Raw genomic sequence first — 14,361 nt, 5'->3', positions numbered from 1 at the left:
CCCGAAGGGGTGCTGGACGCGCTGTTCGCGGCCATCGAGGCCGACACGCGGCAGATCAACGCCTTCTGCCTGCTCGACCGCGAAAGCGCCCGGGCGGCCGCCCTGGCGGGGGGGGGCGGCGGGGTCGCCGCCGGCGGCCGCGGATTCGCCGGCCGTGGCGCTGCTGCGCGCCGCGGGCTGCGTGATCTTCGGCAAGACCACCACCACCGAATTCGGCTGGAACATCGGCTCCCGGAGTCCGCATGGCGGCCTGACGCGCAATCCGGTCGACCCGCTGCGTTCGACCGGCGGGTCGAGCAGTGGCGCCGCCGCGCAGGCCGCCGCGGGCTGGGGCCCGCTGGCGCTCGGCAGCGATGCGGGCGGCTCGGTGCGCATTCCGGCGTCGTACTGCGGGCTGGTGGGCTTCAAGCCGAGCTTCGGCGCCATCCCGCTCGCGCCGCAGAGCGCCTTCGCCGAATTCGCCCACCTGGGCCCCTTCACGCGCAGCGTCGAGGATTGCGAGCTCGCCATGCAGGTGCTGTCCCAGGCCGATGCGCGCGACCCGAGTTCGCTGTTCGCACGCAGCGGCGCCGGGACCGGCCGGCCGCTCTCCATCGGCTGGACCCTGCAACTGGGCGCCGACATGCAGGTGGCGCCCGCGATCGCCGACGCCTTCCACGCGCTGGTCGAGCAGCTCGGACAGGCGGGCCACAGCCTCGTTCCCCTGCCCGCCGAGGGCACGGACATGGCGCCCGACATGTGGACCGTGTGGGCGTCGCGCGTGCACGAGTCCTTTCTCGCCTGGACGCCGGAGCAGCGCGCGCTGCTGGAGGGCCCCCTTCAACAGATCTACCAGGAAGGCGCGACGCTGGACGCAGGGCGGCTGTCCCGCAGCCGGATCCGCCTGCGGGATTTCACTTCGCGCCTGGCCCAGCAGTTCAGCCGCATCGATCTGCTGCTGACGCCGGCCACGCCGACCGTGGCGCCGCCCATCGCAGACGGCACAGGCGCGCCCGTCAACTGGTTCGCGGGCAACGGCTTCTCGTACCCGTTCAACCTGACGCAGCAGCCGGCCCTGAGCCTGCCGCTCGGGCGCGACGCCGACCGGTTGCCCTTCGGGCTGCAGATCGTCGGCCGCAAGTACGAGGACGCGCGGGTGCTCGCCTTCGGCCGGGAAGTCGAATCGCTGCTGCTGCGCGGCCCCGCCGCATGAAGCCGATCGCGGTCTTCCAGCACACCGAGGTCGGGGCACCGGGCGCCGTGGTGCCCATCCTCGAGGCGCTGGGCCGCGAGGTGACGCTGGTGCGCATCGTCGACGGCGACGCGGTGCCCGCCGAGGCCTCGGCCTTCGGCGGCCTGGTGTTCATGGGCGGCTCCATGAGCGTGCACGACCCGCTGCCGTGGATCGCGCAGGAGCTCGCGCTGATCCGCGATGCCGATGCGCGCGGCATTCCCGTCGCGGGCCATTGCCTGGGCAGCCAGCTGGTCGCGCTGGCCCTGGGCGGCGAGGTCCGCCCGCACGACCAGCCCGAGATCGGCTGGTGCGAGATCACCGCCGAGGCGTCCGGCACGGCCCGCGACTGGTGGGGCGAGCACGCGGGGCAGGTGCTGCAGACCTTCCAGTGGCACGGCGACACCTTCGAACCGCCGGCGGGCGCGGTGCCGCTGGCGCGCGGCGCCCACTGCGGCAACCAGGCCTTCTTGGTGCGCGGGCTGCACCTGCTGGTGCAGTCCCATCTCGAGATGACCCCGGCGCTGGTCGAACTGTCGGTGCAGCGCAATGGGCACCAGCTGGCACGCCAGAACGCGCTGGGCAACCCGGCCGCCAGCGATTTCGACGACATCCTGCGGGATCTGCCCCGGCGCACCCGGCAGATGCATGCGCTCCTGCATCGCCTCTACGCGCGCTGGACGGCCCGCTGCGCATGAGCCGCCGGGCCGCTCCCAAGGCGAATACCGCAGCGCTGCTGCGCGGAGGTTCCCAATGAGCCGCCGGGCCGCTCCCAAGGCGAATACCGCAGCGCTGCTGCGCGAAGGTAGCCCAATGAGCCGCCGGGCCGCTCCCAAGGCGAATCCGAAGCGCTGCTGCGCGAAGGTAGCTCAATAAGCTGGCGGGGGCCCCAGGAAGGTGCATCCGCGCCCGATGACCCCCGGCCTGCACGCCCCCACCGTCGAGTCGTAGACTCTCCGGGTTTCGGATCTGTCCGCGCGCGCGACCACGCCGATCCACCGTGAGCGACTCATCCATCTGTTCAATGCACAAGAGGTCCCGAATGACTGCCGGAAAATCAAGAATCATCTACACCCTCACCGACGAAGCGCCGCTGCTGGCAACGGCTTCCCTGCTGCCCGTCATCCAGGCTTTTGCCGCCCCGGCGGGCATCGACGTCGTCACCAGCGACGTCTCCGTCGCGGCCCGCATCCTGGCGGAATTCCCCGACCGCCTGACCGAGGCGCAGCGCGTGCCGGACAACCTGGCCGAACTCGGGCGCCTCACCCAGTTCCCCGACACCAACATCATCAAGCTGCCCAACATCAGCGCCTCGGTGCCCCAGCTGCAGGCCGCCATCCGTGAGCTGCAGGGCCGCGGCTACAACCTGCCCGACTTTCCCGAAGACCCGAAGACCGCCGAAGACAAGGAAACGCTGGCGCGCTACGCCAAGGCGCTGGGCAGCGCGGTCAACCCGGTGCTGCGCGAGGGCAACTCGGACCGCCGCGCACCGGCCGCCGTCAAGCGCAATGCGCGCAAGAACCCGCACTCGATGAGCAAGTGGAGCCCGGCCTCGCGCACCCACGTCTCGCACATGCACGGCGGCGACTTCTACGCCGGCGAGAAGAGCATGACGCTCACCAAGGCCCGCGACGTCCAGATGGACCTGGTCACCAAGAGCGGCCAGACGATCGTGCTGAAGAAGAAGGTCGCGCTGCTCGAGGGCGAGATCATCGACAGCATGTTCATGAGCAAGAAGGCGCTGCTCAAGTTCTACGAGGACGAGATGGAAGACGCGCGCGAGACCGGCGTGATGTTCTCGCTCCACGTCAAGGCGACGATGATGAAGGTCTCGCACCCGATCGTCTTCGGCCATGCCGTCAAGGTCTTCTACAAGGACGCCTTCGCCAAGCACGGCAAGCTGTTCGAGGAGCTGGGCGTCAACGTCAACAACGGCCTCAGCAGCGTCTACGAGAAGATCGAGAGCCTGCCCTCGTCGCAGCACGACCAGATCATCAAGGACCTGCACGCCTGCCACGAGCACCGCCCCGAGCTGGCGATGGTCGATTCGGCCAAGGGCATCAGCAACCTGCATGCGCCCAACGACGTGATCGTCGACGCCTCGATGCCCGCCATGATCCGCCTGGGCGGCAAGATGTGGGGCGCCGACGGCCGTCCGAAGGACACCAAGGCCGTGATGCCCGAGAGCACCTTCGCCCGCATCTACCAGGAGATGATCAACTTCTGCAAGACCAACGGCGCCTTCGACCCCGTGACCATGGGCACCGTGCCCAACGTCGGCCTGATGGCGCAGAAGGCCGAGGAATACGGCTCGCACGACAAGACCTTCGAGGTCCCCGAGGACGGCGTGGCCCGCATCGTCGACATCGCGACCGGCGAGGTGCTGCTCGAGCAGAACGTCGAGACCGGCGACATCTGGCGCATGTGCCAGGTCAAGGACGCGGCGATCCGCGACTGGGTCAAGCTGGCCGTGAACCGTGCGCGCCTGTCGGGCATGCCGGCCGTGTTCTGGCTCGACGAGTACCGTCCGCACGAAGCCGAGCTGATCAAGAAGGTCCACACCTACCTGAAGGACCACGACACCACGGGCCTGGACATCCAGATCATGTCGCAGGTGCGCGCCATGCGCTACACGCTGGAGCGCGTGATCCGCGGCAAGGACACCATCTCGGTCACCGGCAACATCCTGCGCGACTACCTGACCGACCTGTTCCCGATCATGGAGCTGGGCACCAGCGCCAAGATGCTGTCGATCGTGCCGCTGATGGCCGGCGGCGCGATGTTCGAGACCGGGGCCGGCGGCTCGGCCCCCAAGCACGTCAAGCAGCTGGTCGAGGAGAACCACCTGCGCTGGGATTCGCTCGGCGAGTTCCTGGCGCTGGCCGTGTCGCTGGAAGACCTGGGCCAGAAGACCGGCAACAAGAAGGCCAAGATCCTGGCCGAGACGCTCGACACCGCCACCGGCACGCTGCTCGACAACAACAAGGGCCCGTCGACCCGCACCGGCGAGCTCGACAATCGCGGCAGCCACTTCTACCTCGCGCTGTACTGGGCCCAGGCGCTGGCCGCCCAGACCGACGACAAGGAACTGCAGGCGCACTTCGCGCCGCTGGCCAAGTCGCTGGCCGCCAACGAGCAGAAGATCGTCGACGAACTGAAGGCCGTGCAGGGAAAGCCGGCCGACATCGGCGGCTACTTCCTGCCGGATGCGAAGAAGACCGCGGCCGTGATGCGGCCGAGCGCGACCTTCAACGCGGCGCTGGAGGCATAAATCCGCTCAGGGGATGCCCGGACGCGGTCGACGGTTGCGCGGTGTAGGCTCCGTCCCATCGCTCAACCTGGATCCCACAGATGAAAGCCGACGACCACGCCCGCATGGACCACAGCCACAGCGGGTCGCGCTCCTCGCGAAAGCGGCGGGCACGGCGCAGGGGCTTGAAGGTCTTCGCGGCGGCCGTGGTCGTCATCATCGCGGTAGTCGGCTGGGGCCTGTTCTATCTGTCGGCGTCCGAACCGGCCCCGGCCGCCGCCGCATCGGCCGGGTCGGTCGACACGGGCAGGAAACCGGTCGAGCGGACCGCCGCCCTGCCTCCCCTGAACCTGCCGGCCGACGACGCCCCCCATGGGTCCGGCATGGAGTGGTGGTACTACAACGGGATCCTCGACGCGAAGACGGGCAATCGCTATGCCTTCCACGTCGCCGTCTTCGTCGCCAACGGCCTGATCAAGCACACGGTCATGCACGCGGCGCTGACCGACCTTCAAACCGGCAAGCGCTATGCGAGCCAGACCCGCACCGGCGGGATTCCCGCGAAGAGCGTCGCCAAGGGCTTCGACTTCAGGCAGGACGGCTGGCAGGTCGCGGCCTCGGGGCCGTTGCATGTGCTGCGCGCGTCCTTCGAAGGCGCCTCCATCGCGCTCGACCTGAACGATGCCCGCCCGGTCGTCGCGCATCGCGCGGCGGGCTCGGACACGCCGGGCCTGCTCGACTTCGGCAAGAGCGGCATCAGCTACTACTACTCGCGCCCGCGTGTGGCGGCGCAAGGCGAAATCGCCATCGGCGGCAAACCCGTCCAGGTCAGCGGCGACGTGTGGTTCGATCACCAGTGGGGCGACTTCGATGTCCTGAGCCTGGGCTGGAACTGGTTCGCGCTGCACCTGGCGGATGGGTCCGACGTGATGCTCTACGAACTGTTCGACATGGAGGGCCGGAACGTCATGACGGCCGGCACGGTCTCGAACGCCAGCGGGTCCGTGGCCCTCAAGCCGGGCGACATCGAACTGACGCCCGGCAACACCTGGACCAGCCCGAAGACGAAGATCACCTATGTCGTCGAATGGGGCGTCAAGCTCCCGTCGGGCGTGTTGAGCATCAAGCCCTTCGTCGCCGACAGCGAATTCGATTCGAGCGGGACGACCGCGAACATCTACTGGGAGGGACCCGTGAAGGTCACGGGCAGTTCCAGCGGGGAAGGATTCGTCGAGTTGAGCGGCTATGACCGGCTGGATGCGGCGCGCGTGAACCGCAAGTGACCGTCGGCGGGCCCCGCCCCAGCCCCCTTGCATCGATGACATGCCCTCGGGCAGGGACTCACTGGAAGCATATGAAGATGCTACTCTTCGAGTCCATCACGGCAGCGTTCGATCTACAAGGATCACAACGAATCGAATAAGGCCACCCGTTCATCTGCTGAGGGCATCGACTCCGGGTCGATGCGAAGGAATGTCATTTGCCTGAGTTCGAAGTCTCGACACTGGCGCAGCAACTCGAGCGCCATGCCACGCGAACACCTGCTGCGATCGCCCTTCTGGCACCAGGATTCCAGCCCCTCAGCTACGCGCAGTTGTTCGCCCTCGTGCAGCACGCGCGGCCCTGGCTCGCTTCCCACGGCCTTGCACCCGCCGCTCGCGTTGCGGTGCTGATGCCGTCGGGCATGGAGCTGGCGGTTTCTTGCCTGGCCATTGCATGCGGGGCCGTTTGCATTCCGTTGAACCCAAGGCTCACCTCGACGGAACTCCTCGCGCAGCTCGACGACGCCAGCGCCGATGCCATCGTCGGCTTGCCGGATGACCCCATGGCAGCCCGTATTGCGCAGACGCTGGGGCTGGTCCCTCTGACCTTCGACATGCAGCGCTGGCTCGACAGTCCATCGGGAAGCGAAAAAGCCGGTGCCGACGCACCCTGGCCCGAACCGGCACATACAGCCTTTGTACTGATGACCTCGGGCACGACCGGAAAGTCCAAGCGCGTGCCCTTGAAGCAGCAGCAGATCGTGCATTCCGCACTCCAGACCGCGCATCACCTCGAGCTCAGCCCGGAAGACCGCAGCTTGTGCGTGATGCCCGTGTACCACAGCCAAGGCTTGATCGTCGGGCTGCTGGCGCCCCTCGTCTCCGGCTCGTCCGTCGTGTGTACGCCCGCCTTCGACGCCACGGAGTTCCTGCGCTGGGCGCGCGAATTCCGTCCCACCTGGTACACCGCGACGCCCACTGTTCACCAAGCCGTTGTCGACCACGTGTCGCGCAACCACTCGGGGATGCCGCCGCACGCCTTTCGCCTGATTCGCTCGGCATCGTCGAGTCTGCCCGCGGGCTTGCAACACCGCATCGAAGACCTGTGGGGCGTTCCCGTGATTCAGGGCTATGGCATCACTGAAACGGCCGGACCACTGTCCAGCAATCCGTTGCCGCCCGACGTTCAAAAGGCGGAATCGATAGGCCGCCCGGTCGGCGCGGAGCTGCGCGTGATCGATGACGAGGGCCATCCATTGAAGGTGGGGCAGCTGGGCGCAGTCATGGCACGTGGCCCCTCGGTGTTCGATGGCTACGAGGACGCTCCCCGTTCCAACGCCGACGCCTTTCGGGACGGATGGTTTCATACCGGCGACCTCGGTTGGTTCGACGAGGACGGCTTCTTCTTCCTTGCCGGCCGCAGCAAGGAACTGATCAACCGGGGCGGCGAAAAAATATCGCCCTTCGAAGTCGAGCAGGCCCTCTTGCGCTTGACGGGCGTCGCTCAAGCCGTGGCCTACCCGGTGGATCACCCGACGATGGGCGAAGACGTCCACGCGGCCGTGGTGCCTGCGCCAGACAGCGCGGTTTCGGGACAGTTCCTGCGCTCCCGCCTTTTCGGCGTCATCGCCGACTTCAAGGTGCCGGCGTGCATCCACGTGGTCGATCGGATCCCCGTGGGCCCGGGCGGCAAGGTCCAACGCCTCGGTCTTCGCCATCAGATCTCGGGGGGCATCGAGGCCGCCCCTGCTGCGCCACTGACGCCGTTCCAGGCGCACATCGCCCTGCTGTTCGCGCAGACCCTGGACCAGCCGATGTCCCCATCCAATGCGAACTTCCTCGCCCTGGGGGGCGATTCCCTGTCAGCGCTACGGCTGGCTCGGACCGTCAATGAAACGTGGGGCCTGGACCTGTCCGCATCGGCCTTGCTGGCCGCGCCGACGGTCGTCGCCTTCGCGGCCACGGTGCAAGCCGCCATCGAAGAGGCCGATGCGCTGAGCTCGGCATTGCAGGCCGACCTGGACGCCCTGAGCGACGACGAAGTCGCCCGCTTGCTCGGCACCGACCCGATGGGTCGTTGACCTCGTTTTCCCAGTTTCAAATCGCCATGAACCCAGCCTCGAACCTGGCCGCTGCGGAGCCTTCGATTCCGACGAGCCCCGACAGCCCCGAAGCACGACGACGCATTCTTGCCCGCAAACTTCTGCAACAACGCGCGCAGGCGGGCCCGTCCACGGCGGGTGACCCGAATGACGGCGTGCCACTGTCCTTCTCGCAGGAAGGACTGTGGTTCCTGGATCAGATGGTCAGCGGCGGCACGGCCTACAACATTCATTCGGCGACGCGCTATCGAGGTCCGCTGGACGCAGAGCTGCTGGAGCGCAGCCAGCGGACGCTCATTGCGCGCCACGAAAGCTTGCGCACCGAGTTTCACGCCACTGCGGAAGCACCCGTGCAGAAGGTCGTACCGGTGCGCGTCGCGCTGGAGCGGTTCCGTCTGCGGCAGGTGCCGCTGGCGCCAAGCGACACGACGGAAGCTGCGCTGCTGGAGCGCATCCGGGCCACCATCGCCGAGCCCTTCGATCTGTCCAGCGCGCCGTTGCTGCGCGCCGAGCTGATTCGCATCGCGCCGGACGACCACGTCCTGATCCTGTTGGTCCATCACATCGTGGCCGATGGCTGGTCGATGAGCGTCGTCAAGCGCGAACTCGGTCAGCTCTATGCGCAGGGCGGCGAAGGCAGCGGCATGGCCGAGCTGCCGCTGCGCTTCTCGGACCATGCCGTCTGGCAACGCCAGCGCTTCGAACGCGGCGGTCTTCATGCACAAGGCGCGTACTGGCGCGAGAACCTGCGCGAGTTGCAGACGCTGAACCTGCCGACCGACCTGGCACGCCCTTCCCACGTGGCTTATGCGGGCCGGACGCTGACGGTGCGCATCGCCCCGGAACTCACCGCTGCATTGCGGACATTGGCGGCCAACCAGGACGCCACGCTCTTCATGGCCCTGCTGGCGGCCTTCGACGTGCTGCTGATGCGCTATGGCGGCCAGACCGACATCGCCGTCGGCGTCCCGCTGGCGGCGCGCGACGATGCGAGGCTGCACGGACTGGTGGGCTACTTCGTCAACACGGTGGTCATGCGCAGCCATGTCGAGCGCGAGTCCGGATTCATCGAGTTGCTGAAGAACGTGCGCCAGACCACGCTCGCAGCGCTCACCCACCAGGACATGCCGTTCGACCGGCTGGTGGCCGAGCTGAGCCCGGAACGCGACACCAGCCGCAATCCGCTCTACCAGGTCTCGTTCGCGCTCGAAAACTTCCCTTACCGTGTCCTCGAGATCGAGGGCCTGGAGAGCGAGCAGCTGAGCGTTCCTGCGCAGACCTCCAAGTTCGACCTGTCGCTGACCGTCCTCGAAAGCGGCCGACAGGGGCTCGAAGCGGCGTTCGAGTACCGCACCGACCTGTTCGAGCCGCAGACCATCGCCCAGATGGCAACGCACTTCGTCCGGCTGCTCGAGGGGATCGTGGCCGATCCCGCCTGCGCGCTGGACCGCCTGCCGCTGATGGACGCGGCCGAGCAGCACCGGGTGCTGGTCGAGTGGAACCAGGGCCCCACGGCCGGCCCGGCCGACCTGCCGGTGCATGCGCTCTTTCGCACCCAGGCGCGCGCGACGCCGGATGCCGTCGCACTGGTTTTCGGGCCACACAGCATGAGCTACCGCGAGCTCGACCTGCTGTCGGAACAGCTCGCGCACGAGTTGCGCGCGCTGGGCGTCGGGCCGGAAGTCGCGGTCGGCCTGTGCATGAAGCGCTGCCTCGGCCTGGTCGTGGGCTACCTGGCGATCTTCAAGGCCGGCGGCGTCCTCCTTCCGCTGGACCCGGAGCAGCCGACCGAGCGGCTGCAGGCCATGCTGGAAGATGCGGCGCCGGCCGTGGTGCTGGCCCAGGCGCATCTGGTCGACCGTTTGCAGCAGGTCGAGACCTCGCCGACGATGAAGCTCGTCGTGGTTCCGGACCCGGGGGGAGAGCTGCCCCGCGAGCCGCTGGCCGAGTTGCCCGATTCGACGCGACCGGACCAACTCGCCTACATGATCTACACCTCGGGGTCGACCGGCACGCCGAAAGCCGCGCAGTTGATGCACCAGGGCTTGAGCAACCACGTGCTGTGGATGAACGACACGCTGGGGCTGACCTCAAGCGACCGCGTGCTGCAGAAAACTTCCGTCAGCTTCGACGCATCGGCCTGGGAATTCTTCTCGACCCTGTCCTCTGGCGCGACGCTCGTGATCGCGCAGCCCGATGTCCATCAGGACATGCGCTTGCTGGCTGAAGCCATTCGTGAGAACGACATCAGTGTGATCCAGTTCGTGCCGTCCGAGTTGCGTGTGCTGCTGGCCGAACTGGAAGGGCTGACGTACCCGCGGCTGCGCTATGTGCTCAGCGGCGGCGAGGCCATGGAACGCGTGCTCGCGCTGTCATTCCGGCGACTCCTGCCGGGCGTCAGGCTCGGCAACTTCTACGGGCCCACCGAAGCGACCGTCGACAGCGCCTGGTATGAAATCGGCGAGCAGTTGCCTGATCGCACCATCGTGCCGATCGGTCGTCCCATCGCCAACGTCCAACTCTACGTCCTCGATGCGCGGCACCAGCCCCAGCCCGTCAACGTGGCGGGCGAGCTGTACATCGGCGGGCTTGGCGTGGGGCGCGGCTACCGCAATCGCCCGGACCTCACGGCCGAGCGCTTCGTGCCGAATCCCTTCCGGCCCGGCGAGACCATGTACCGTACCGGCGACCTGGCGCGCTGGCTGCACGATGGCGTGGTGGAGTTCATCGGGCGCAACGACCACCAGGTCAAGCTGCGCGGCTTCCGCATCGAACTCGGCGAGATCGAGTCCGCGCTCGCCGCCTGCGACAGCGTGCGGATGAACGCGGTGCTGTTGCGCGAGACCGCCCCCGGCCGCCAGGAGCTTGTCGCCTACGTGGTCCTGAAGGGGCCGGCCGATGCCGCCTCCCTGCGATCGGCGCTGCAATCGCGGCTGCCCGACTACATGATTCCGACCGTATTCATGTTCCTGTCCGAGCTGCCGTTCCTGACCAGCGGCAAACTCGACCGCAACCGCCTTCCGAAGCCCGACACCGCCTCGGCGTCCCATGAACTGGTCGCTCCGCGATCGCCGATCGAATCCACCCTGCTCGACATCTGGACCGGTGTGCTGGGCAAGTCCGGATTCGGCGTACGCGACAACTTCTTCGATCTCGGCGGTCATTCGCTGCTGGCCACGCAGATCGTGTCCCGGGTCCGCGCGACCCTTCGGGTCGAGCTGCCCTTGCGCGGGATCTTCGAGCAACCGACGATCGAGGACATGGCCCGGACGGTCGGCGGCCTCGCCTCGGACCCCGCCGCGGACAGCGCGTCGCCCCTGGCGCCCATCGTGGCGCTGCCACGGACGGGGCCGCTGCCGGTGTCTTTCTCTCAGCGGCGCATGTGGGTGCTGAACCAGATGGATCCGCAGGGCGCGGCCTACAACATGCGCGACTCGCTGCGCCTGCGCGGGCCGCTCGACAAGGGCGCGCTGCACCGGGCGCTCGATCAACTGGTCGCGCGGCACGAGGCGTTTCGCACGACCTTCGACTTCGGCGACACCGAACCCATGGCCTTCGTCGGCGAGGCGCAGCCGGCCAACCTGGTCCAGCTCTCGCTGGCGGCCGTTCCCGAGGCCGAGCGGGACGACGAACTCGAGCGACAGGCCGCACGCATCGCCGCGGAGCCCTTCGACCTGGCATCGGCGCCCCTGCATCGATTCATCCTGATCGAGCGCGACGCGAACGATCATGCCCTCGTGCTGGTGATGCACCACATCATCGGCGACGACTGGTCGTGGGGCATCGTGATGCACGAACTGCAGGACCTGTACGCCGCCGAACTGCGGGGCCAGGCGATGCCCCCGAACTCCCGGTCGATCGATTTCATCGACTACGCAAGCTGGCAGAGAGGGCACATCAACGACGATGTGCTCGCCGGCCAGACGCGCTACTGGCTGCGGCAACTTGCCGACATCAGCCCCTTGAACCTGACATCCGATACGGCCGTGGCCCAGCGCCTCACCAGCCAGGGCGACCGCATTCGACGGGAATTCCCGGAAGGCTGGCTCGCCGGCGTCAAGCGCTTCGGCGGCGGCCTCGGGCTGACGCCGTTCATGACCCTGCTGGCCACCTTCCAGGCCTTGCTGGCGCGCTATTGCGGGCAGGAAGACGTCGTGGTCGGGACACCCATCGCAGGACGTACCCGATTCGAGTCCGAGCAGGTCGTCGGCTCGCTGGTGAACACGCTGGCGCTGCGCAGCCACGTGCGGCCGACGCAAAGCTTCAGGGAGCTGGCGCAGCAGGTACGCGAGACCTGCCTGTCGGCGTTCACCCATCAGGACATTCCCTTCGACTACCTGATGGACCTGCTGCACAAGCAGGCGCCCGGCACCAGGGCACCTGAAGTTCGCGTGATGTTCAATGTGCTGAACACGCCCCGGAAGACGCCGCAGTTCGAAGGCCTCGACGTCGGCTTCCTGCCCTTGAACCTGCGTGCGGCGCAGTTCGACCTGGCACTGACGATCGACACCGAGTGCGAGCACTCGTTGTCATTGAGCTACTCGACCGAGCTCTTCGCGCCCGAGACCGCGCAGGCGATGCTCGACAACTACATGCATCTGCTGGACCTGTTCGTCCGGCAGCCGGACCGGCCCCTGCACGACCATTCGGCGGCCAGTCCCCTGGATCAGGCGAGGCTCGAGAGCTGGAACCGGACCGACATCGCCTATCCGCACCACCTGACGGTTCACGCGCTTCTTCGCGCGCGGCGCAAGGCGGCCGGTACGGCCATCATGCAGGTGCCGGGCGCCGCGCTGAGCCATGCAGAGCTCTGGTCGCGCGTGCATCGACTGGCCCATGCGCTGCGCGCCCGCGGCGTGCGGCGAGGTAGCCTGGTGGGGCTCTGCGCCCAGCGATCCCCGGAGATGGTGGTCGCGCAGCTCGCCGTCCTGAGCGCGGGAGGCGCCTATGTGCCACTGGACCCGGCCTACCCGCTGCAACGGCTGCACGACATGGCGCAGGATGCAGCGCTGACGCTGCTCCTGACCGAGCAGGGTCTTTCGGACCTGTGGCGCGAGATCGAACTACCGACGCTGTTGCTGGACCCGGCACAGGCCGAGCTGATGGCCCACCCCGAGACCCCCCTGCCGGCCGACGGCGATGCCGACGCCCGGCCGGAGGATCCGGCGTACGTCATCTACACCTCCGGCTCCACCGGCAAGCCCAAGGGGGTCGTGGTGCCCCACCGCGCGGTGGTCAATTTCCTGCTGTCGATGCAGAACGAACCCGGTCTTGGCGAGCACGACGTGCTGGTCGCCGTGACCACGCTGAGCTTCGACATCGCGGTGCTGGAAGTGCTGCTGCCGCTGCTCGCCGGCGCCACCGTCGTGCTCGCCACCCGGGAGCAGGCCGTCGACGGCGAGGCGCTCCGGACCCTGATCGACCAGGCCCGCGCCACCGTGATGCAGGCGACGCCGGCGACCTGGCGCATGCTGATCGATGCCGGCTGGACCGGCTCGTCGTCGTTCAAGGCGCTGGTCGGGGGCGAGAGCCTCGGCCCGCATCTGGCCGAGCAGCTCTCGGAGCGAACGGGCGAGCTCTGGAACATGTACGGTCCGACCGAAACCACGGTCTGGTCCACCTGCTGGAAGGTGCCCTCGCGGCCGCAGACCATTTCGATCGGCCGGCCGATCGCCAACACCAGCATCCACGTGCTCGATGCACAGGGCCATCGATGCCCGGCCGGCGTATCCGGAGAGATCTTCATCGGTGGCGACGGCGTCACGTCAGGCTACCTGCACCGACCCGAATTGACCGCCGAGCGCTTCATCCCCGACCCGTTCAGTCCGGACCCCCAGGCGCACCTTTACCGGACCGGCGACCGCGGGCGCTGGCGCCACGACGGCCTGCTCGAGCACCAGGGGCGGCTCGACTTCCAGGTGAAGGTGCGCGGCCATCGCATCGAGTTGGGCGAGATCGAATCGCGCCTGCAGTCACACCCGAACATCGCGCAATGCCTGGTCATCGCGCGCGAAGACCGCCCCGGGGACGCCAGGCTGGTGGCCTATGCCGTTGCGCGAGACGGGGCGCTCGACACGCCGGCGCTGAGGGATCACCTGAGAGTGAGCCTGCCCGACTTCATGCTGCCCCAGTACTACGTCGCGCTCGAGGCCCTGCCCCTGCTTCCCAACGGGAAGATCAACCGGCATGCGTTGCCCGCGCCCAGGATCGAGCAGCGGACGGATGCGGTTGCAGGCCACGCCCCTTCCACGCCTGCGGAGATGGCCCTGGCCCGGATCTGGAGCGAACTGCTGGCGGTAGACGGCGCCGAGATCTCCCGGCTCGACAACTTCTTCGACCTGGGCGGCGACTCCCTGCAGGTCGGCCGGGTCGTCGTCGCCTTCCAGCGCGCCAGCGGCGTCCGGCTGGAAGCCCGACGCATGATCTTCGAATCCCTGGCCCAACTCGCCAGCGGCATCGAGTTGTCCGAGCACGAACCGGTTCAGGCGGAAGAGGCCAAGGGGTGGTTCCAGCGCTTGTTCAAGCGCGGGCCCTAGC

The 14,361-nt window shown here is 67.9% G+C and carries 6 protein-coding genes; all 6 read left to right on the top strand.

Features of this window, described 5'->3' with window-relative positions; all coding sequences use genetic code 11:
* Positions 1-154 precede the first annotated feature (154 nt).
* The 6 genes from AC1DYK_RS16880 to AC1DYK_RS16855 all read left to right on the top strand — a co-directional run bounded on the left by AC1DYK_RS16880 (position 155) and on the right by AC1DYK_RS16855 (position 14,360).
* Complete coding sequence (locus tag AC1DYK_RS16880) at positions 155-1,192, top strand: amidase (protein ID WP_478167374.1); 1,038 nt, start codon at positions 155-157, stop codon at positions 1,190-1,192.
* On the top strand, positions 1,189-1,908 hold the full coding sequence (locus tag AC1DYK_RS16875) for a type 1 glutamine amidotransferase (RefSeq protein WP_478167373.1): 720 nt from the start codon (positions 1,189-1,191) through the stop codon (positions 1,906-1,908). Before AC1DYK_RS16880 ends, AC1DYK_RS16875 begins: the two co-directional genes overlap by 4 nt.
* A 344-nt stretch (positions 1,909-2,252) precedes the next feature.
* Positions 2,253-4,481 (top strand): NADP-dependent isocitrate dehydrogenase, encoded by a 2,229-nt coding sequence (locus AC1DYK_RS16870; RefSeq protein WP_478167372.1) that lies wholly within the window; start codon positions 2,253-2,255, stop codon positions 4,479-4,481.
* An 80-nt stretch (positions 4,482-4,561) separates the two neighbouring features.
* Positions 4,562-5,743, top strand: a complete 1,182-nt coding sequence (locus AC1DYK_RS16865) for a lipocalin family protein (protein WP_478167371.1) — start codon at positions 4,562-4,564, stop codon at positions 5,741-5,743.
* A 197-nt stretch (positions 5,744-5,940) separates the two neighbouring features.
* Positions 5,941-7,803 carry a non-ribosomal peptide synthetase gene (locus AC1DYK_RS16860; protein ID WP_478167370.1) on the top strand — a complete coding sequence of 621 codons (1,863 nt, stop codon included), beginning with the start codon at positions 5,941-5,943 and terminating at the stop codon, positions 7,801-7,803.
* Positions 7,804-7,979: 176 nt separating this feature from the next.
* Positions 7,980-14,360: an amino acid adenylation domain-containing protein gene (locus AC1DYK_RS16855; protein ID WP_478167369.1), complete on the top strand. Its 6,381-nt coding sequence runs from the start codon at positions 7,980-7,982 to the stop codon at positions 14,358-14,360.
* Position 14,361: the final 1 nt, after the last annotated feature.

Source organism: Variovorax sp. P2_H12 (assembly GCF_056403395.1).
This window is presented reverse-complemented; position numbering and strand designations above follow the sequence as displayed.